This is a genomic window from Acinetobacter sp. YH12126 (assembly GCF_013418745.1).
Taxonomy (GTDB): Bacteria; Pseudomonadota; Gammaproteobacteria; order Pseudomonadales; family Moraxellaceae; genus Acinetobacter; species Acinetobacter amyesii.
This window is the reverse complement of record NZ_VPBM01000019.1, coordinates 71,266-92,010: the sequence shown is the minus strand read 5'-3', so window position 1 is coordinate 92,010 and position 20,745 is coordinate 71,266. Positions and strand designations below refer to the sequence as shown.

Annotated in this window: 24 protein-coding genes and 1 pseudogene; 17 read left to right on the top strand and 8 right to left on the bottom strand. The window is 39.9% G+C overall.

All coding sequences use genetic code 11. The features are described from left to right. Positions 1-128: 128 nt before the first annotated feature. The 8 genes and pseudogenes from FTU62_RS13640 to FTU62_RS13605 form a co-directional block, all read left to right on the top strand. Positions 129-257 (top strand): annotated as a pseudogene (locus FTU62_RS13640) (sulfate ABC transporter substrate-binding protein); the annotation flags it as partial. A 177-nt stretch (positions 258-434) separates the two neighbouring features. Continuing rightward, a complete protein-coding gene (locus FTU62_RS13635; protein WP_180102949.1) occupies positions 435-1,448 on the top strand; it encodes a sulfate ABC transporter substrate-binding protein in 1,014 nt (337 codons plus the stop codon). 33 nt (positions 1,449-1,481) lie between these two features. Beyond that, positions 1,482-2,087 (top strand): alpha/beta hydrolase, encoded by a 606-nt coding sequence (locus tag FTU62_RS13630; RefSeq protein ID WP_078190341.1) that lies wholly within the window; start codon positions 1,482-1,484, stop codon positions 2,085-2,087. An 85-nt stretch (positions 2,088-2,172) separates the two neighbouring features. After that, positions 2,173-3,006 (top strand): sulfate ABC transporter permease subunit CysT, encoded by an 834-nt coding sequence (gene cysT / locus FTU62_RS13625; RefSeq protein ID WP_180102948.1) that lies wholly within the window; start codon positions 2,173-2,175, stop codon positions 3,004-3,006. Then, entirely contained in the window at positions 3,003-3,890 is an 888-nt protein-coding gene (cysW, locus tag FTU62_RS13620; RefSeq protein ID WP_180102947.1) for a sulfate ABC transporter permease subunit CysW, read from the top strand. Before cysT ends, cysW begins: the two co-directional genes overlap by 4 nt. Before the next feature lie 11 nt (positions 3,891-3,901). Beyond that, complete coding sequence (locus FTU62_RS13615; RefSeq protein WP_180073573.1) at positions 3,902-4,963, top strand: sulfate/molybdate ABC transporter ATP-binding protein; 1,062 nt, start codon at positions 3,902-3,904, stop codon at positions 4,961-4,963. A gap of 55 nt (positions 4,964-5,018) precedes the next feature. After that, the gene (locus FTU62_RS13610) at positions 5,019-5,942 is read left to right on the top strand and encodes a CysB family HTH-type transcriptional regulator (RefSeq protein ID WP_180009951.1); all 924 of its coding nucleotides are present in this window, start codon (positions 5,019-5,021) and stop codon (positions 5,940-5,942) included. Between the two features lie 153 nt (positions 5,943-6,095). Continuing rightward, positions 6,096-7,310: an OmpP1/FadL family transporter gene (locus FTU62_RS13605; protein WP_180102946.1), complete on the top strand. Its 1,215-nt coding sequence runs from the start codon at positions 6,096-6,098 to the stop codon at positions 7,308-7,310. Positions 7,311-7,369: 59 nt separating this feature from the next. Here the strand turns inward: FTU62_RS13605 and carO are convergent, their stop codons facing one another. Next, positions 7,370-8,080, bottom strand: a complete 711-nt coding sequence (gene carO / locus FTU62_RS13600; RefSeq protein WP_078190346.1) for an ornithine uptake porin CarO — start codon at positions 8,078-8,080, stop codon at positions 7,370-7,372. A 374-nt stretch (positions 8,081-8,454) separates the two neighbouring features. Here carO and dapD point away from each other — a divergent pair, with 374 nt between their 5' ends. From dapD to FTU62_RS13575, 5 genes are all read left to right on the top strand, one after another. Further along, complete coding sequence (dapD, locus tag FTU62_RS13595; RefSeq protein WP_078190347.1) at positions 8,455-9,276, top strand: 2,3,4,5-tetrahydropyridine-2,6-dicarboxylate N-succinyltransferase; 822 nt, start codon at positions 8,455-8,457, stop codon at positions 9,274-9,276. Between the two features lie 112 nt (positions 9,277-9,388). Further along, positions 9,389-10,099 carry a 7-carboxy-7-deazaguanine synthase QueE gene (queE, locus tag FTU62_RS13590; protein WP_180023340.1) on the top strand — a complete coding sequence of 237 codons (711 nt, stop codon included), beginning with the start codon at positions 9,389-9,391 and terminating at the stop codon, positions 10,097-10,099. 29 nt (positions 10,100-10,128) lie between these two features. Then, on the top strand, positions 10,129-10,800 hold the full coding sequence (queC, locus tag FTU62_RS13585) for a 7-cyano-7-deazaguanine synthase QueC (protein WP_078190349.1): 672 nt from the start codon (positions 10,129-10,131) through the stop codon (positions 10,798-10,800). A 13-nt stretch (positions 10,801-10,813) separates the two neighbouring features. Next, on the top strand, positions 10,814-11,221 hold the full coding sequence (locus FTU62_RS13580; RefSeq protein WP_078192024.1) for a hypothetical protein: 408 nt from the start codon (positions 10,814-10,816) through the stop codon (positions 11,219-11,221). A gap of 134 nt (positions 11,222-11,355) precedes the next feature. Continuing rightward, positions 11,356-11,814: a peroxiredoxin gene (locus tag FTU62_RS13575; protein ID WP_180007697.1), complete on the top strand. Its 459-nt coding sequence runs from the start codon at positions 11,356-11,358 to the stop codon at positions 11,812-11,814. A gap of 59 nt (positions 11,815-11,873) precedes the next feature. Here the strand turns inward: FTU62_RS13575 and FTU62_RS13570 are convergent, their stop codons facing one another. Continuing rightward, complete coding sequence (locus FTU62_RS13570; protein ID WP_180034364.1) at positions 11,874-12,473, bottom strand: LysE/ArgO family amino acid transporter; 600 nt, start codon at positions 12,471-12,473, stop codon at positions 11,874-11,876. 138 nt (positions 12,474-12,611) lie between these two features. Between FTU62_RS13570 and FTU62_RS13565 the strand changes: the two genes are divergently transcribed. Beyond that, entirely contained in the window at positions 12,612-13,499 is an 888-nt protein-coding gene (locus FTU62_RS13565; RefSeq protein ID WP_180094963.1) for a LysR family transcriptional regulator ArgP, read from the top strand. 17 nt (positions 13,500-13,516) lie between these two features. Here FTU62_RS13565 and FTU62_RS13560 read toward each other — a convergent pair whose 3' ends face one another. Both FTU62_RS13560 and FTU62_RS13555 read right to left on the bottom strand, forming a co-directional pair. After that, entirely contained in the window at positions 13,517-14,083 is a 567-nt protein-coding gene (locus tag FTU62_RS13560; protein WP_180102945.1) for a YceI family protein, read from the bottom strand. An 86-nt stretch (positions 14,084-14,169) separates the two neighbouring features. Further along, positions 14,170-14,739 (bottom strand): nicotinate-nicotinamide nucleotide adenylyltransferase, encoded by a 570-nt coding sequence (locus tag FTU62_RS13555; protein WP_180023337.1) that lies wholly within the window; start codon positions 14,737-14,739, stop codon positions 14,170-14,172. A gap of 106 nt (positions 14,740-14,845) precedes the next feature. Here FTU62_RS13555 and FTU62_RS13550 point away from each other — a divergent pair, with 106 nt between their 5' ends. Beyond that, positions 14,846-15,646, top strand: coding sequence for an enoyl-CoA hydratase-related protein (locus FTU62_RS13550; RefSeq protein WP_078192396.1), 801 nt, complete (start codon positions 14,846-14,848; stop codon positions 15,644-15,646). A gap of 95 nt (positions 15,647-15,741) precedes the next feature. Then, positions 15,742-16,515, top strand: coding sequence for a nitroreductase family protein (locus FTU62_RS13545; RefSeq protein WP_078192029.1), 774 nt, complete (start codon positions 15,742-15,744; stop codon positions 16,513-16,515). A 208-nt stretch (positions 16,516-16,723) separates the two neighbouring features. Here the strand turns inward: FTU62_RS13545 and FTU62_RS13540 are convergent, their stop codons facing one another. Both FTU62_RS13540 and FTU62_RS13535 read right to left on the bottom strand, forming a co-directional pair. Continuing rightward, positions 16,724-17,041 carry an NGG1p interacting factor NIF3 gene (locus FTU62_RS13540; protein ID WP_180102944.1) on the bottom strand — a complete coding sequence of 106 codons (318 nt, stop codon included), beginning with the start codon at positions 17,039-17,041 and terminating at the stop codon, positions 16,724-16,726. Between the two features lie 15 nt (positions 17,042-17,056). Then, the gene (locus FTU62_RS13535; RefSeq protein ID WP_180102943.1) at positions 17,057-17,938 is read right to left on the bottom strand and encodes a LysR family transcriptional regulator; all 882 of its coding nucleotides are present in this window, start codon (positions 17,936-17,938) and stop codon (positions 17,057-17,059) included. Positions 17,939-18,094: 156 nt separating this feature from the next. On the opposite strand from FTU62_RS13535, the gene FTU62_RS13530 reads away from it, so the two are divergent. Continuing rightward, on the top strand, positions 18,095-19,837 hold the full coding sequence (locus tag FTU62_RS13530; protein WP_180102942.1) for an FAD-dependent monooxygenase: 1,743 nt from the start codon (positions 18,095-18,097) through the stop codon (positions 19,835-19,837). Positions 19,838-19,878: 41 nt separating this feature from the next. Here FTU62_RS13530 and FTU62_RS13525 read toward each other — a convergent pair whose 3' ends face one another. Continuing rightward, positions 19,879-20,334, bottom strand: coding sequence for a hypothetical protein (locus FTU62_RS13525; protein ID WP_180102941.1), 456 nt, complete (start codon positions 20,332-20,334; stop codon positions 19,879-19,881). A gap of 78 nt (positions 20,335-20,412) precedes the next feature. Further along, positions 20,413-20,541 carry a KGW motif small protein gene (locus FTU62_RS17495; protein ID WP_257223223.1) on the bottom strand — a complete coding sequence of 43 codons (129 nt, stop codon included), beginning with the start codon at positions 20,539-20,541 and terminating at the stop codon, positions 20,413-20,415. Positions 20,542-20,745: the final 204 nt, after the last annotated feature.

Below are 20,745 nucleotides of genomic sequence, written 5' to 3'. Positions count from 1 at the left end.
TTCAAATGGCGATTCAGCGTTTAATTGGTTTTGGGAAAAAAGAAGAGTTTAAGGAAATTTTGGCAATTTTAAGAAAGCAGAATCCTGATAGGATAAGGGTTCTGTGAAATTTGTCGTGTACAGAGAAAAATGTTTTTAAACCTTTAAAACTCGTCACGATTGATAAAGAGTTTGGTGGTTGGAGCAAAGTGCAGAAAAAACATTTTGAAAATGGTGGTGTCTTTGATCAAATCGTGAAGATCAATAATTCAAAATAATGCTTTAAATACTGAAAAGCATCTTCCTTTCGCATAAGGTCGATGCTTTTTTTTTCATAGACATGCCTTTTATCTTTTTTATTCATATAAAATTCGTTTTTAATTATTTTTTATGCATAAAGATTGGCGCTATTCTTCACCCATGTTACAGATAAAGTAAAAATTATTGAGGTTCACATGAGTATTTCCGCAAAATTAAAATTGGGTGTTCTTGCTGCAGTCATTTCGACGGTTTCTTTTGGCGCAGCTGCGAAAGATTTTTTAAACGTATCTTACGACCCAACGCGTGAACTCTATGAAAGTGTGAATAAAGACTTCAGCAAATATTGGGAAAGCCGTACAGGTCAAAAAATTAATTTTAAACAATCTCATGGTGGTTCAGGCAAACAAGCACGTGGCGTCATTGATGGCTTAGATGCCGACGTGGTGACTTTAGCACTTGCAGCGGATATTGACGTGATTGCAGAAAAAGCCAAACTTTTACCTGCAGATTGGCAGAAGAAACTTCCACAAAACTCAACGCCATATACCTCAACAATTGTGTTCTTAGTCCGTAAAGGCAACCCAAAAGCGATTAAAGATTGGGGCGATCTGGTTAAACCAGGCGTAGGTATTATCACCCCAAACCCGAAAACCTCAGGCGGTGCGCGTTGGAACTATTTAGCAGCATGGGCTTGGGCAAAACATCAAGCGGGTGGTAATGATACAACGGCTCAAGAATTTGTCCGTAAGATTTATAAAAACACCAAAGTACTCGATTCAGGCGCACGTGGTTCGACTACGACCTTTGCTGAACGTGGCATTGGTGATGTATTACTGGCTTGGGAAAATGAAGCACATTTAGCGATTCGTGAACAACCGGGTAAATTTGAAATTGTGACCCCTTCACTTTCAATTTTAGCTGAGCCACCTGTTGCTGTTTTAGAAAAAAATGCAGAGAAAAAAGGCAATCTTTATTTAGCCAAAGGTTATTTAAACTTCCTTTATTCACCACGTGGTCAGCAAATCGCAGCTCAGAACTTTTACCGTCCACGTAACGCTACAACGCTTGCACAATACGCGTCAGTCTTTAAGCCACTTAAACTCGTAACCATTGATAAAGAATTTGGTGGTTGGGATAAAGTCCAAAAAGCACACTTTGAAAATGGCGGCGTGTTTGACCAAATCGTCAAAGCCAACAATGGAAAATAAGACCATTCATTGACTGAATCAGGAGAACTTGACATGACACATACAGTAATTGTCCCGGGTGTAGGCGGTAGTGAACACGCACATTGGCAATCTTGGTTACAACGTCAGCTCATGTCTAGCTCTCGTGTTCAGCAAAAAGACTGGAATCATCCTGTACTCAAGGACTGGATTAAACAATTCGTTCAAACCGTACGACCTTTACAGGGTGAAATTCAAATTGTGGCGCATAGCTTTGGTTGTTTGACCACAGTGGCAGCATTGGCCTTGCATCCTGAACTGAATAAAAAAATCAAAAATTTAGTTTTGGTTGCGCCAGCCAATCCAGCTCGCTTTGGAGAAAACGGCTTTGCACGCGACAGTACAACGGATTACAAAGCATTTTTTCATCAGCTAAGTATTCGTGTGCCGACAACGATGTTGATTAGTGAAAATGATCCTTGGCTTGGCTTTGAAGATGCAAAACAACTTGCTGATGCTTGGAAGCTTTACCCTGTGAATATGGGTGCTGTAGGACACATTAATGTTGCATCAGGTTTTGGACCGTTTCCTGAAATTTTCAATTACTTAATTTCAGAAAACCACATGAAACATATCAGCTTTACTGATGAAAACAAGTATTTATTTCAATTTGCTTTTTAAGTACTGAGCATTAAGCTTGTCGCAAAATCATTTATTCAATTTTGCTGACCTTTTAAGTCAGCTTTTCTCATTTTGAGGAGTCATCATGTCGCAGCGATCCCGAGTGCTGCCAGGATTTGGTCTTTCTCTAGGCTTTACCCTAGCGTATTTATCCTTAATTGTGCTCATTCCCCTTTCAGCCGTATTTATTAAATCTTTAGGTATCGGTTGGGACGGACTATGGGAGATTTTAAGCTCAGAACGTATTTTAAAATCGTTACAACTGAGTTTTAGTACTGCCATTATTGCTGCGTTAGTTAATGTGGTTTTTGGTTTGCTCTTAGCATGGTGTTTGGTTCGTTATACCTTCCCGGGTAAACGTATTGTCGATGCATTGGTTGATTTACCTTTTGCATTGCCAACTGCCGTTGCGGGTATTGCATTAACTTCGTTATATGCACCGACTGGTTGGATCGGTCAGTACCTTGAACCCATTGGCATTAAAGTCGCATATACCCCGATCGGTATTACCTTGGCCCTCATCTTTATTGGTATTCCTTTTGTGGTTCGTACTGTACAGCCTGTACTGAGTGATCTAGAAACTGAACTTGAAGAAGCAGCTTCGGCACTGGGTGCAAATCGCTTTCAGATCGTGACCAAAGTGATCTTACCTATTCTATTTCCTGCACTGTTAACAGGTTTTGCTTTGGCCTTTGCACGCGGTGTGGGTGAGTATGGATCGGTGATTTTTATCGCAGGTAACCAACCCTTCAAGACTGAAATTGCGCCATTGATGATCATCTCTCGCCTTGAAGAATATGATTATGCAGGTGCGACCACGATTGCTGTTGTGATGCTGGTGATTTCTTTTGCCATTTTATTCTTAATTAACTTGGTTCAAGCATGGGCAAGTCGCCGTACAGGGAGAACTGCACGATGAATACGAACAGTAATGCGCTTGCGGAAAAATTACAGTCGCGTGATGCAACGCGTGAACCGACATGGGTTCGTTATACCCTGATCATCATTGCTTTAATTTTCTTCTTAAGCTGCCTGATTCTGCCATTGGTTTTGGTTTTCGTTGAAGCCTTTAAACAAGGTGTTGGCGTTTACTTCCAAGCACTGGTACATCCAGATACATTATCAGCAGTAAAACTTACGCTACTGACAGCTGTGATTGCCGTACCGTTGAACGTCGTCTTTGGTGTAGCTGCGGCATGGTCTGTTGCCAAGTTTAATTTCCGTGGTAAATCTATTTTAACCACGATTATTGATATGCCATTTTCAGTCTCTCCAGTTATTGCTGGCTTAATGTTGGTATTGATTTTCGGTACTCAAGGTTGGTTAGGCGGCTGGCTGATGGATAACGACATCAAAATTTTATATGCCGTTCCGGCCATTGTCCTTGCTACAGTGTTTATTACCGTTCCTTTTGTGGCACGTGAGTTGATTCCATTAATGGAAGCTCAAGGGACTGAGGAAGAAGAAGCAGCTATCGTATTGGGTGCTTCAGGCTGGCAGACTTTCTGGAAAGTGACACTTCCAAATATCAAATGGGGCTTAATCTACGGCGTGATTCTATGTAATGCACGTGCAATGGGTGAGTTTGGTGCTGTTTCTGTAGTTTCAGGTCACATTCGTGGCGAAACCAACACCTTACCGCTACACGTAGAAATCCTTTATAACGAATATACCTTTAGTGCTGCTTTTGCTGTGTCTTCACTATTAGCGCTCTTGGCGATTGTGACCCTGATTTTAAAAACATGGGTTGAACTACGTCAGGAACGACAAGACAAGCATAAAGAAGATTCACAAGTTTCTTAAGGAATGACCTCATGAGTATTCAAGTAAAAAATATTGAAAAACACTTTGGTGCATTCCATGCACTTAAAAATATCTCTTTAGATTTCCCTGATGGCCAGCTCGTTGCGCTGCTTGGCCCATCAGGCTGTGGTAAAACTACTCTGCTACGTATCATTGCAGGACTTGAATCTGCTGATGGCGGTCAAGTGATTTTAGAAGGTGAAGATGCCACTAAAGTTCATGTCCGTGAACGTGAAGTTGGTTTTGTATTCCAACATTATGCACTATTCCGCCATATGACCGTATTTGACAACATTGCTTTTGGTTTACGCGTACGCCCACGTGCAACGCGTCCAAATGAAGCTGAAATCAAAAAACGGGTTACTCGTTTACTTGATCTTGTTCAACTTGGTTTCTTGGCTGACCGTTACCCTGCACAACTTTCAGGTGGTCAACGCCAACGTATTGCCTTAGCACGTGCATTAGCGGTTGAGCCGCGTGTGTTATTACTGGATGAACCTTTTGGTGCATTGGATGCCAAAGTTCGTAAAGAATTACGCCGCTGGTTACGTACCTTGCATGACGAACTCCACATCACCTCTATTTTCGTGACCCATGACCAAGAAGAAGCGCTTGAAGTGGCCGATCAAATCATTGTGATGAATAAAGGCAACGTAGAACAGATAGGCTCGCCACGTGAAGTTTATGAAAAACCTGCAACACCGTTTGTATTTGACTTTTTAGGTCAAGCCAACCGTTTTGAAGGTCAAAATAGCAATGGCCTTTTTCAAATTGGTGAAGACCGAATTTTGTTGCCACAAAATGCCAATGCACCGCAAGGCAATGTCATTGCCTTTGCTCGTCCGGATGAACTGCGTATTCATGCACAGCCGCAAGAAAATGCCATTCAAGCAACTTTTGTACGTGAGCTTTGGATTGCAGGTAAAGTCATTGCTGAACTGCATGACCGTCAAGGTAATCTTATTGAAATTTCATTAACGGCAGATGAAGCGAAAGCGCATCAATTCCGCCCAAATCAAACGGTATGGTTAAGTGCAACAAACTTGCATTTATTTGAAAACCAAGTTGCATAAAACAAAAAGTTGGGGCCGTCACAAGCCCCACTTGCTTTTAAGGTAAAATAAAATTATGAATTTCCAACAATTAAGAATTATTCGAGAAACAGTACGTCAGAATTTTAATTTAACAGAAGCGTCTGCTGCACTTTACACCTCGCAGTCTGGCGTGAGTAAACACATCAAAGATTTAGAAGATGAACTTGGTGTACAGCTGTTTATTCGTAAAGGTAAACGTCTACTCGGTTTAACCGAACCAGGCCAGTCATTATTGGGTATCGTTGAACGCATGCTTGTAGATGCAGACAATATTAAACGTCTGGCAGATGACTTTAACAAAGTAGATGAAGGGACATTGACGATTGCGACCACACATACGCAAGCACGTTATGTCTTGCCGCCGATTGTGAACCAATTTAAAAAAGAATTTCCAAAAGTTCATCTAATTTTGCAACAAGCAAGCCCTGTTGAAATTACAGAAATGCTCCTTCAAGGTGAAGCGGATATTGGGATCGCAACCGAATCGTTAACCACCGAAGATAACCTTGCAAGTGTGCCTTACTATAACTGGCAACACAGTATCATCACACCACAAGAGCACCCACTCACCCAAAAATCAAATATCACCATTGAAGATTTGTCGAACTATCCAATTATTACTTACCACGGTGGTTTTACGGGTCGTTCAAAAATTGATAAAGCCTTTGAAGATTCAGGCTTTGATGTTGATATCGTGATGTCCGCACTTGATGCAGACGTTATTAAAACCTATGTTGAACTCAATATGGGGGTTGGTATTGTCAACGATGTGGCATATGACCCAGAACGTGACTACCGTTTAAAACAAATTCCAACCGATATTTTTGGGGTCAATACCACTTGGATTGCTGTTCGCAAAGGACATTTACTACGCGGTTATGGCTATGAGTTTATTTCTTTATGTTCACCAGATGCTGACATCAAAGCGTTGAAAAAAGTCGCTTACCCAGAAGAATGATAGGCCAATTGACGAATTAAAGAGGACACCTACTGTCCTCTTTTTTTGGTAAACACATATTTTATCTAAGTTTTCTTAGCTTTATTTTTAATTTTGATTAAAATACATCCAACACAATAAAAATTAAAACCTTATTACTTCCGACCCATATTTATGAAAAATCAATTCGTCGCAGTGGCAGTCGGTATCGTCTGTCCCATACAAATCATGTATGCAGCAGGGATAGAAAACTCAGATCAATCGATCTCGGCCTTTCTTGAACCCGGAAATTATACTGAAGTCAGTTTCGCTTACGTCGATGCTCAAGTGGACGGCAAAGTTCAAAACCAAGGTTTAATCAGTGAGTTGGGCATCACTGATTTTTCTACAGGGAATCTCACCCATCAACAATTTTCTGGGAAATTGGCACTCAAAATTCAACCACATGAAAATATTTCTGCGGGAGTAATTTATGAGCAACCTTTTCATACTGATATCAGTTATCAATATAGTCCTCGCTTACCAGATGGCTCAAATATCGATATTGAAAGCGCCGATATTAACTTTAGAACGCATAACCTAACAGGACTGATAGGCTATCAACCCAATAATAATTGGAATATTAATAGCGGTTTAAGCCTACAAACATTTAAAGGTGATTTAAAAATTTCTGGGCAACAATATGCTGCTCTCAATGGCTACCATGCCGATTTTAAACAAGATGAAGCGCTTGGTTGGCTGCTCGGTTTAAGCTATCAAATCCCTGAATATGCTATTAAAACTAGCCTAACCTATCGTTCAAAAATCAAACATGAAAATACGACCTCTGAATCAACTTTATATTCAAATGGTCCTTTTCAATTAGTACCAGACACCCATACCTCCATTCAAACGCCACAAAGCGTCAATTTTGAATTTCAAACAGCCATTAGCCCACACAATGTTGTATATGGCACAGTTCGGTGGATTAATTGGAAAGATTTCAACATTCAGCCACCGCAGTTTAATGCCGTGCTTCAATACGCAGCACTCGATCCACAATACCGTGATTTAGCTGATATCCAATTGGTGGAATATCAGAAAGATCAATGGTCAGGAAAGTTAGGGATTGCACATCAATTGAATCCGAATTGGCTCGCTGCTGCAGAGTTTATTTGGGACAACGGGACAGGAAATGCAGCGTCTACCTTAAACCCAAGTGATGGCTATCGAGGTTTAGGTTTAGGTATGATGCATAAATTTAACCCGAACAATTTTCTAGCGACTGGCCTGTATTATATGAAACTCTCAAAACCATCGAATACTGAAACATCTCATATTTCAGGTCTTGCAAGTGTCTCAGACAATGATGCCATGATCTATGGTCTGAAATTTGGTCACAGATTTTAAACGCTTTCTAAAAACAAAAAAAACGAGCCGAAGCTCGTTTTTTTTGTTTCAGTAAGAACTTACCAATGGTAGCTCACACCTACTTTACCTACTGGAAGCCATTCGTATTTGTCATCTTGTTCGATGCTACGTTCATGGTCAGCAAGTAATTCGCGGTCAGCAGCAGTACCACCAACAGCCGTTAATTTTGCAGTTGGGTTACCAGTGTAATAAGCACCTACTTCACCGAATACGCCCCAGTTTTTATTCAATTTTGGTGCAAAACCAAGACCTAGGTATGGTGCGATATCGTTATCGTAAGATACTTTACCGTTTAGACGTTCGAAAGAAGTTTCTTTACCATCAATTTCGATTTCACCGCTTTTCGCTGTAGATTTCAAGCCATATTCAGTGTCGATATAACCTACACCCGCAGCAACATAAAGACCTTGAGCCCATGGATTAGCACTTGCACCCCAAGGACGTACTTCTGCATTTAAGTAACCAACTTTGTTATCCATATCCATGTCGTATTTTACGCCATCTACAGATAAGTCATCTGACCATGAAATATCACCACCGTTATAACCTAAAGCAAGGCCGACGTATGGGTTCGCAGTCCAAAGTAACGCACCACCATAACCAGTCGTACCCACTTCTAGACGAGCGCCAGTTGGGATAAGTTGGTTTTGATCAAATGCATAGCCATCATGAACAACAGAGGTATCTGCCATTGCAGTACCTGCAGCAGTAAGTAGAGCAGCTACTGTTAATAAACGTAATGATTTCATGTGTTTCTCCTCAAAATAAACTTTTATTCAGATTTTACAGACTTGTTATATGGCACATGTTAAAAGGAAACACAGCTCAACATTTATGCAAATTTACTGATTTTTTGTTAACTTTTGATACATTTAGATTTTAATATTGATTAATAAAGAGTTTTTGTTTCATTTTTTTAAATATAATAATGATGTTAAGGAACAATTCTGTATATTTTGCGTATTTTTTATACAAACCTTATGGAAATGCTAAATTCATCACTCTTAATTTCTTGGATTTAGTGCTTGCTTAATAATTAATTCCGATCCTAGGCCGATTTACCATCTATTTTTAACTCGATTTAGTGTAAAATCTTGGAAAATTTTTTTCTGGATGGAAGAACATGTCTCAGCTTTCAACAATCATTGAACAAGCGTTTGAAGACCGTGCTAATTTCACTGCAGCTGACTGTCCTGCTGAAGTACGTGCAGCAGTAGAAGAAGTGATCGCTGGCCTAGACAACGGTACATTACGTGTTGCTGAAAAAATTGATGGTGAATGGATTGTTCATCAATGGGTGAAAAAAGCCGTTTTGCTTTCATTCAAATTGAACGACAACAAACCAATGGAAGCTTGTGACTTACGCTTCTATGACAAAGTAGATACTAAGTTCTCTGACTGGACTGAAGAACAATTTAAAGCTGCTGGTGTACGTGTAGTACCACCTGCTGTAGCACGTAAAGGTTCTTTCCAAGCAAAAAATGTTGTATTGATGCCTTCATATGTCAATATTGGTGCATATGTTGACGAAGGTACAATGGTTGATACATGGGCAACTGTTGGTTCATGTGCTCAAATTGGTAAAAACGTTCACTTATCTGGTGGCGTTGGTATTGGTGGCGTTCTTGAACCACTTCAAGCAAACCCAACAATCATTGAAGACAACTGCTTTATCGGCGCTCGTTCTGAAATCGTTGAAGGTGTGATCGTAGAAGAAGGTTCTGTGATTTCAATGGGCGTATTTATTGGTCAATCGACTAAGATTTATGACCGTGAAACTGGCGAAATCCATTACGGTCGTGTTCCTGCTGGCTCTGTTGTGGTTTCTGGCAGCCTGCCTTCTAAATGCGGTAAATACAGCCTATATGCTGCAGTAATCGTGAAAAAAGTTGACGCGAAAACTCGTGCGAAAACAAGCTTGAACGAATTATTACGCGAAGACTAAGTTTTATTTCAGCGGAGCATTCGTGTTCCGTGGAGCTTCTATCGCTCCTCGTCTCTACGGTTAGCAATAATCGTAGAGATTTTTTGTTTTTTTATATCTGGTTAATTTTGTTATGAGTACCCTTCGATCTTCCGCTATTCCTGTTTCTGATCCGTCTGCGGGTTTACGTATTACGGAGATTTTTTATTCATTGCAAGGTGAAGCCAATACCGCAGGTTTGCCTACGGTCTTTATCCGCTTAACGGGCTGTCCGTTACGTTGCACTTATTGTGATACAACCTATTCGTTTGAAGGCGGTGAACGCCAATCATTAGAAGAAATTATTCAAACTACTTTAGATTTTAAAACCCCTTATATTTGCGTGACGGGTGGTGAGCCGCTTGCTCAACCGAACGCCCTTCCCCTCATGACTCGTCTGGCCGATTTAGGCTGCGAAGTCTCATTAGAAACCAGCGGTGCTTTAGATGTCTCTAAAGTTGATCCGCGTGTTTCTAAAGTTATGGATTTAAAAACCCCAACTTCGGGTGAAGTTGCACGAAATTTGCTTAGCAACTTCGATCATCTAACTCAACACGACCAAATCAAATTTGTGATTTGTAATCGTGAAGACTATGAATGGTCAAAACAGCAAGTTGAGCGCTATAAGCTAAACGAAAAAGTTAGCACCATTTGGTTCTCTCCGGCCTTTGCCGTTGAAAAAGGTGCTGTTCGTTTGCCTCAGCTTGCACGTGATTTAGCACAATGGATTTTAGAAGACCATCTCCCTGTTCGCTTCCAATTGCAATTACATAAGTTGCTTTGGAACGATGAAACTGGTCGTTAAGTTTTAAAGAATTATTTGGAGTAATGCATATGCGCCCTCGTGCCATAGTTTTATTGTCTGGCGGCTTAGACTCAACCACTTGTTTAGCTTGGGCTCAAGCGCGTTATGAATGTATCGCCTTGAGTTTTATGTATGGTCAACGTTCTACGACAGAACTAGATGCTGCTCGTGAGTTAACTAAGCAGGCTGGTGTAGAACATCGTGTCATTAATATCGATTTAGGTAACTTAGGTGGCTCTGCATTAACTGACCATAGCATTGAAGTTCCTGATCATGAACAAGCCGGTATTCCTGTAACTTATGTACCAGCGCGTAACACGATTTTCTTGTCATATGCTTTAGCTGCGGCGGAAGTTTTTGGTGCAGAAGCGATTGTCATTGGTATTAATGCAGTTGATTACTCAGGCTATCCAGACTGTCGTCCAGAGTTTATCGAAGCATTTGCCAACATGGCTCGCCTTGCAACAAAGGTTGGCGTTGAAGGAAAACCACTTAAATTTGAAACACCTCTGTTACATTTATCCAAAGCAAATATCATTCGCTTAGGTATAGAACATGGCGTAGACTACAGTCAAACGGTGTCTTGCTATCAAGCAGATGACCAAGGTCGTGCTTGCGGTAAATGCGATAGCTGCCGTCTTCGTAAACAAGGTTTCGTTGACGCAGGTGTTGAAGATCCGACACGTTACATACCGAAATAACAAGGTAGGGTTTATGAAAAATTTAAAATCAAACATTATTCTTTCTGCTGCTTTCTCTGCAGCTGCATTGTTTGCTTCAGTTGCACACGCTGACAACGACAAGCTTCAACAAGCATATAAGAGCACTAACGTAAAATCTTCGTTAATTAATGTTTGTAAAGAAGAAACTGGCAAAGGTAAAAAACTAACTGCCGCTGAAGTTAGCAAATACTGTACTTGTGCTGTTGAAGCAGATGGTCGTTTAACCAATGCTCAAAAATGGGAAATCCAAAGCACAATCAACCAGAAGAAAAGCCCTGCAACACTCGCTTTTGTTCAAAAACAAAATAAAGACCTTCAAGCATGTTTCGGTCCTCAGTTAACAGGTAAATTAAAAAATTTAACTGAAGAAGCAATGAAATCTGCTCAAGCGAAAAAATAATTTTCGTCTTAAAAAAGCCTGCAAATGCAGGCTTTTTTATTGCTTTAAGTTCAAAGTAAATTCTGTATGATGGTCATATTTCACATACTTTGTTTAAGCCCCTTTAGGGATAAGACACGAAAAAGGAAATCTTCATGACTGAAATTAGCTTACCAAATCAAACCTTCCCAACCACCTCAGGTGAAGTCAACCTTGCAGAAGTCAACAATGACTGGCTGATCGTCTACTTCTATCCTAAAGATTCAACACCAGGATGTACGACGCAAGCCATTGGGTTTTCATGCTTAAAAGATCAGTTTGATGCGCTTAATACCCCAATCTACGGCATTTCTCGTGACTCGGTTAAAGCCCATCAAAACTTCACTGAAAAGCAAAATCTAAGCATTGATTTAATCAGTGATAAAGAAGAAGTGCTATGTCAGCATTTTGACGTGATTAAAGAAAAAAATATGTATGGCAAAAAGGTTATGGGCATCGAACGTTCAACCTTTATTTTCCATCATGGCAAGCTGGTAAAAGAATATCGCAAAGTCAAAGCTGCAGGCCATGCAGAACAAGTCTTAGAAGATTTAAAAGCACTACAAGCAGCATAAAATAAATGATTTGAGCCTGCTCCTATAGGAATGGGCTCAAACTTAATAAGAGCTTCTAACTAGAGCAATAATGAAATTGCAATTCCCCACATCACAACGCCAATAATAAAGTCTAAAACCTTCCATGCCTTTGCACTTTGGAAGAGCGGTAATAAATAGCGCGCGCCAAATCCGAGGACAAAGAAAAACACCCATGAAGCTGTAATTGCCCCAATCGCAAAATATACGGCTGTCGATTCAAACTTCGTTGAAATAGACCCAATCAGCACAACCGTATCGAGATACACATGTGGATTTAACCACGTTAAAGCCAAGCAAATCAGTACCAACTTCAATAATTTGGTTTCATTCTTCTCACTGGGCGCTAAACTGCTCGAAGTTTTAAAGGCTTGCAGAAAATGCTGTGCCCCATAAACTGTTAAAAACGTTGCGCCTAAATATTTCGCTCCACTCACAATTTCCGGATGACTTTCAACCAATTGGGAGAATCCGAGCACTCCCAATAAGATGAGTATCGAATCAGAAGCTGCGCAAATAGCACAAAGCCAAAAGACATACTGCTTTTTTAACCCCTGCTTGAGAATAAACGCATTTTGCGCACCAATCGCGATAATTAGGCTAAATCCAATTGCGAGCCCTTGCATATAACTGTGCAACATTTTTAACTACACTTTCAAAGCTTTAAATGAATGTTGCTATTATCCAAGCTAATTGCTAAAAATAAGTATTTATAAATAAATATCATTATAACTAAGTTTTTCTTAGTTTATGGAATCTCTAATGCTCATAGGTGACTCATGTTACAAAGCAAACATAGTGAAGCATTTCTTGCAGTTGCTGAAACAGGAAGCTTTGAACAAGCTGCACTACGTTTAAATATTACGGCATCTGCGGTCACGCTCAGGCTGCAAACTTTAGAAAAGAAATTAGGTCATGTGCTCATTGTGCGTGAACGTCCGTGCCGCCCAACACTTGCGGGCCAATCTTTATTGCATTATTTACAACACAGCAAATTACTAGAACATAATTTTCTGCAAAATCTAACAGGACAAACCGCGAATGCGTTTTATCAAGTCAATATTGCAACCAATGCTGACTCACTTGCGACATGGTTGCTTCCGCTACTCAAAAATCTCTTAATTGAAGAAAAAATCGTGATTCATTTTCAGGTCGATGATCAGTCACAAACACATCATTTATTAGAAGCCGGTTTGGTCAATGCCTGTGTCACAACAGAATCGGAAGCCATGAAAGGCTGCGTTGCAGAATATCTGGGAGAAATGCATTATCGCTTTGTAGCAACCCCTGATTTTATCCAAAGATGGTTCGGTAAAGGCGTGACGCGAAATGCGTTAAGGGCTGCGCCTGCACTGATTTTTAATGAGAAGGATGACCTACATACGCAATCGATTCAGAAAAATTTCGGGCTCAATCCTTCACAATATCCGCATCATTTCATTCCCTCTTCAACTGCATTTTTTGATGCCATTACGATGGGCTTGGGCTATGGATGGTTACCCGACTATCAAAGCAAAGACTTATTAGCAGCGGGAAAATTGATAGAGCTTTCAACAGAACTCAGTATTGATTTAGCCTTGTATTGGCATCATTGGAACCAACAATCAATTCAATTACAGAAAATAACTGCTGTTATGCTACAACACGCCAAAGATCATATGTGTTAAACCCTGTAAGACTACGGTTATTCAAGCCGCCATTGGCCTTTGAGTTGTATTAATACTTGCTCACCTACTCCACCGAGTGCTTTACGCATACCAAAATCACTACGTTTAATGGTTACTAAAGATTGAACATCCAACACTTTTGGATTTTGTGGGCTTGGGGTGAGTGTGGTATCGAAGATCACAGGCTTAGTGATGCCACGAATGGTGAGATCCCCTCGAATCATATACTTGGCATAAGCCACGGGTTCGATTTGTTTACTGACAAACTTCACTTGCTTAAATTCAGCGGCATCAAAATATTCACTGCCCAAGATTAATCCTTTCAAGCTTGGGTTACTAAAACTGATGCTATCCACATCTAACACTAAATGCGCTGAACCTTTATGCGGAATTTCAGGATCAAATTTTAGGTTCGATTGAACCTTATTAAAGCGGCCTTCTACAATAGACAGCCCCACAGATTTAATACCAAAAGTGACCTGACTATTAGGCGTTAGCGTCCATTCAGCAGCATGTAGGGGCAATACGCAACATAAAGCGAAGGCTCCCATATATTTTGCAAACGTTCCCTGACGCAAATCCATGTTTTTCTCCTGAATAAAACACAGCCTAAAAGCACTACAATGTTTATTTTTTTACTCCATTGTGGTGCTAGAAATTTAGCGTTTTTTTATAGCAGATTTGTTTTATCCTGAGTCATAAATTTGTGTTGAAGTTGTTTATAAATGTCTGTCTGTTGAAATTTTTGCAAAAAATCAATGGTACCTTGAGGAAAGGCATCTCGTTCAATTTCACCACGAAAATACGCTTCACGTACTGGTGTCGCAGAAATCGCCCCTTCTAGACTATCCAGCTCAACCATTTCCCACTCGGGGAAGAATTTTAAATAATAAGAAGAATCATCTTTAAAATGTCCAATCAAACCGACTTTTGCATTCGTTTCAACTACATCATCTACCAAAGATTTGACTAACTTTTGCCATTTTTCATCGTTATATACATCAATCACATGCACAAACTTGATTCGCTTCTGATCTTGCTCTGAAAAATTCGACAAGATCATCTGCTCACGTTCTACAGCCAAAAATGGATTTTTGATATTACGTTCATTTTGCGCCGAACCAAGCGCCAGAAGCACATATTGACTTTGTTGCAAGGCAATTTTAATGGTTTGCAAATGCGCTAAATGGAACGGCTGAAAACGCCCAATGAAAACCAAATAATCAAATGTATATTTCATATCAAATCAAACTTTTTATGAACTGAGCAGTTGTGCCACAGGCTGAAATATGCGACATAATGTCGAGCATAAAATCAAAACGAAACTTTTACGCAAGGATAGTACGATGACACTGAGCTGTATTCAACAACCCCATGAACATTTGAATGCGAATTTGGACAATGGCGTACTGACCTTAGCCATTAACCGACCTCAGGCGAAGAACGCGCTGTATACAGAATTATATCTGTGGATTGCAAAAGCATTAGATGAAGCTGATCAGGATACTTCAGTGCGTGTAGTTGTACTCCGTGGTCAAGATGCGGACTTCAGTGCCGGCAATGACATGCAAGATTTTATGAAATCTGCTGCTCAAAAAGGACAAGCTCCAGCTTCAGAAGGCGCACCTTTTATTTTGTTAAAATCTGCTGCTCAATTTTCTAAGCCGCTGATTGCTGCGGTTCGCGGTGTTGCCATTGGGATTGGTGTTACGATTCTGCTTCATTGCGATCTTGTCTACAGCGACAATACTGCCCTATTCCAAATTCCGTTTGTGAGCCTTGGTCTATCGCCTGAAGGTGCATCGAGCAAGCTATTGGTTCAACAAGCCGGCTACCATAAAGCGGCGGAATTACTGTTAACTGCTCAGAAGTTTGATAGTGCGACAGCGCTTTCAGCAAATTTGGTCAATAGCATTGAAGAAGATGCTTATGCGACAGCTGCGAAAAAAGCAGCACAGTTATCTGCACTTCCACTAGCATCTTTGGTTCAATCAAAAGCATTAATGAAACATAATGTAGATGAAATCGTGGCATGGATTGACCATGAAGCTGAAATTTTCATGGATCGAGTAGGCTCTCCAGAAATGATGGAAGCTGTTGCCGCCTTTATGCAAAAACGCAAACCTGACTTCTCTCAGTTCAATTAATGTTTTAATGGAACTAAAAAACCACTCATATTTGGGTGGTTTTTTTCATCTCAGCCCCAATCTATTTTCTAAATTAAAAAACTGGATGTTTCCACATGACTGCAGTATCACAAACTGAAACTAAACCTGAAAAGAAACGCTACTACGAGCCTGCGCCTGAAGGCATCGATATCGAGAATTTTAAAAAAGTTGTACAAAGCCGTCGTTCTGTACGTAAGTTTACCGACAAGGCCATTCCAAACGACGTTTTAGATGAATGCTTAGACCTCGCCTTGCTTGCACCGAATTCATCGAATTTACAACCGTGGACATTCTATGTCGTTCAGAACCCTGCAAAGAAAAAACAATTGGTGAAAGCTTGCTTAGGGCAACTAGCTGCAAAAACTGCTGCTGAATTGATTGTCTGTGTCGCGCGTACCGACCGTGTAGATGAAATGGCAAAACGTAATATTTCCGAATTTCCATTTCCTGAAGCACCTGCAGCGGTACAGAAGTATTACAAGTTTATTCCTTATAACTATAAAACTGGTTACTTCAACGCCCTAGGTAACTTTAAGAAAGTTGCTTTCAAAGTTGCACGTACACTGGATAAACAATTGCCTGTAACAGCTTTTAATGAAGCAGATGCAAAACTTTGGGCGAGCAAAACCACAGCATTGGCTTGTGAAAACTTAGTTTTGGCTTTACGCGCCTATGGTTTTGACAGTTGTATGATGGAAGGTTTTGATGAACCTTTGGTGAAGAAGATTTTAGGATTAAATGCTCAGCAATACCCAGTGATGGTGATTGGTGCAGGTGAACGGGCTAAAGATGGTGTATTCTTCCCGCAGTATCGTTTTGACCGTGATTTATTTATTCAGAAGGTTTAACTTACTTTCAATTGAATACTCACAACCTCAATTAGCTACGTGACTTTAGTGTATAACGCGTAGGTATTACGTTACTTTGAAGGATCAAAGTAACCAAAATCCCTTGTTAGACAGAAGATTCATCCTTGAATCTCTGTCTAACGGGTGACATCCATGTCACCCTTCGTGTATCTACTTTTTTCTATAACTTAAAAATTTAAAAGCATCATTAAAATTGAATATCCACCATTTGAATAAACTCAAATGCTGGCTCTTCATAAGGATGACTTACTTTTAAAGCCCTTGCGACCTCACTCGCTTTATCTTCAGGCACGATGGTTTCCACACGCCATTCAGGGATAGATTCAAGCTGATCCAACTCACCTATAAAAGGATTTGCGCCTTTTACAGGTTTAAATTGCCCCTTCCCTAACACTTGCCAAGCACAGTGTTCATAGTTTCCTATACCACCTGCTCCTGCGTCAAATACGGCCAATTTAGTCGACTCTAAGTGAGACCCAGGTACATAATAAATCAGTTTTAACATTGGTTATTCCAGACGCTATTGTGCAGTTACATTATTTAAAGCACTGTAAATCATTTTCAATGCAACATTATTCGATGCATGCGGATAGGTTGCATATAAACCTAGTTTCGGTAATTCCACATCTGTTTGAATGACTTTAACCGAATCATTTAAAAACTTGAGTAAATATTCGGGCACAAAACTCAGGCCCATTCCCATATTAATCAAATTTAAATGCTGCATGGCATTTGTTACCCACAGCATATGATCATGTTGATGCTGATCAAAAGGAATCAAGGCATTTAAGGTATCGTAAAACACAGGAGAAGCATTTTGCTCACACATAATAATGGTGTGATTTTTTAATTCTTGAAGTTTTAAGATGCGATCTGATGGATGCAGATGTGCTGCACCCACTAGATAGATCTGCTCACTTAAAACCTGAATATTGGTAAAGTCGTCATGACTTAAGTGATAACGAGTAAAGCTAATATCCAATTCAGTATTTTTGAGTTTTTGAATCTGCTCTGTACACGTCAAGCTATGTAAATGAATTTTCAAATCAGGGATATGTTGTTTTAATTGCGCCAAAATACTCGGCATAATTTTCAATTCTGCGACATTTAAAAAGCCAATATGTATTTGATTATTTTTGGCTTGCGCCACGTGACGAGCTGCTGCTATAGCTTGTTTGGCATTTTCTAGTGCTTGCTCTGCATATTTCAGAAAAGCCTGCCCTTCGTCGGTCAGTAAGACTTTTCGGGCAGAACGTTCAAATAATTGCACCCCAACCTCTTGCTCTAAATCTTTAATTTGCTGACTGAGCGATGGTTGTGCTGTAAATAGTTTTTCCGCTGCCTTGGTAAAGCTCTGTTCTTTCGCCACCGTCACAAAATAACGTAAATGTCGTAATTCCATTCGCTTCACTCCACACACTCACTACATCACCTGTGTCATACAGTCAAAATACCAATAGATCTATAGTTTATATGAATATCCATTCTACTCGGAAAATCATTTGCCTAGACTGCGGACTATTCCAAGTTTGCGCTTCACATACACATGGAGTTTTGTATGACACAGCAATACGATACCGATGTTCTGATTATTGGCACAGGGCCTGCAGGTTCTACTTTAGGTTTAGCCTTGGCAAATTACGGCATACAGGTTCAGCTTTTTACCCAATTTAATTGGTTAGCTAATAGTCCGCGTGCCCATATTACCAACCAACGTGCTATGGAAGTGTTACGTGACTTAGGTATCGAAGAACAAGTTCTCGACATTGCCACACCTTGGGAACAAATGGGTGAAAGCCTCATTACCACAAGTCTTGTCGGTGAAGAAATTGCCCGTATGAGTGCTTGGGGAACGGGCGATGAACGTCATGGCGATTATATTAAAGGCAGTCCTTGTCCATTGGTCGATCTCATTCAGCCGAAAATGGAAGCTTTGTTGGTAAAAAATGCGGCTGAACGTGGTGCAATTTATAATTTTAATACTGAATATTTGTCCCATGTGCAAGATGAGCATGGTGTAACAGCAACCTTTTTAAATCGTATTACAAATACTAAATTCAGCTTACGTGCCAAATATTTGGTCGGTATGGATGGGGCAAAATCCAAAGTCCTTGAACAGCTTGATTTACCCCTTGAAGGGGTGATGTCTCGCGCAGGTACAGTCTATGTCACGTTTAAAGCTGATCTTTCCAAATATGTGCAACACCGCCCTGCCATTTTGCAATGGATTGTCAATCCTGAAGCCAGCTTTGGTGATCTGGGCATGGGCTTACTCCGTGCCATTACACCGTGGAATGAATGGATTATGGGTTGGGGCTTTGATATTTCCAAAGGTGAACCACAAGTCACCGAAGAGCAATTGCGTGGTCGTTTAAATGCCTTTGTCGGTGCTGAAATTGAAAATGTCGAGATTCAAAAACTGTCTTATTGGTATGTGAACCAAACATGGGCAACTGAATATTCAAAAGGTCGTGTATTCTGCGGTGGTGATGCGGTGCATCGTCATCCACCATCAAGTGGTTTAGGTTCAAATACCTGTATGCAAGATGCCTTTAACCTCGGTTGGAAATTGGCGTATGCCATCAAAGGTTGGGCTGCTCCTGCTCTACTTGAATCTTATACCACTGAGCGTGCGCCTGTCGGCAAGCAAATCGTGGCGCGTGCCAATCAATCTCGCTTTGACTATAAGCATCTCAAAGAGGTATTTGGCTTTGACCAAGGCATCACAACTCAAGCTCAAATGATGCAACGTATTTTTGCAGAAGATGAACAAGCTGCAGAAATCCGTCAAAAACTGTTCCATGCTTTAGAAATTAAAAACTTGGAGTTTAACGCGCAAGGTGTAGAGCTAAATCAACGTTATACGTCCAATGCAGTGATGGTTGAATCTGAACCTGAAGTATTTGAAAAAGATCAACAACTGTACTTACAAGCGACCACACGTCCAGGTGCTAAAGTACCGCATACATGGTTGATTAATACCAAAGGCCAAAAAATTTCAACCTTAGACATCACAGGCAAAGGGCGTTTTACCTTAATTACGGGCTTGTCTGGCAAAGGCTGGAAGCAAGCTACAGAAGCTTTGGATTTGCCTTATTTGGATGTTATTCAAGTTGGTTCTCGTGAATACCGTGACATTTATGGTACATGGAATGCGAAATCTGAAATTCATGAATCAGGCGCTGTCTTAGTTCGTCCAGATGGTTATGTGGCTTGGCGATACCAAGACAGTACTAATGCTGCTTTTGATTATGAAAATACGTTGAAGGCTGTCTTAAAGCAGATTCAATTGGCTGTTTAATCAAAAAAATCACCTTCGGGTGGTTTTATTAATTCAATATTTTAGGATTTTTCTTTCCAACAATGTTGTTTTTTTTCTACACCTATTTCAGCTTTATCTAACAACAATACTAAATTTTGTGTTCGATTATTTGAACTTTTTGGCACAAAACTATTTTGACTATATCCATTTTTATAAACGCAAATCGACCAACTATATTTTGCTGGAAATATATGAATAAATTGCAAACTTTTCTCTGCAGAAAATGTAGCAATTCCGTCCTGTGTTTTTTTTAATGTAGATTCAGTAAAAGACTTGCCTTGCCATGTTGTAAGATTTAAAAATACTTCTGCATCGTCCAACTTTTCATTTTGATCATTGATAACAGTTATATTAATTTTCGGATGCTTCGTTTTAAAAATAGGAAAGCACCCACTTAACAATGTTGACGGAAACATAAAGCCTAAAAGTAAAAATATTTTTATATCTTTTAATAATACAAATTGTTTAAAGCTCATTATTAATTTTTGCAGTTTTTTAATTATGCATTAGTTTACATAAAAAACCGCCTCACGGCGGTTTCAATTGTTCAAATATTACATCTGCAAAGCATAACCCAAAACTAAAAACACCAACTGCAAACACACGACTGCACTAAAAAGCTTCCAGCCCTTTTTACGCAGCGCAGACTTATCCACTGCCGAATATTCTACTATTTTAATCATGTCATCACCTCATCATGAGTGTTGATACTGAACTCGTTTACTTATCCATCTTTCTTTTATCTTGCTAGTCTTTAATCTTGCATAGTTATTGTGCATAAATTACACACTAGCATGTTTCCACAAATATAAAAGCAAAATCTAAACCAAGTTCAGTGGGAGAAATAAAAATTTAAAACCAACAAAAAACCACCCGCAGGTGGTTAA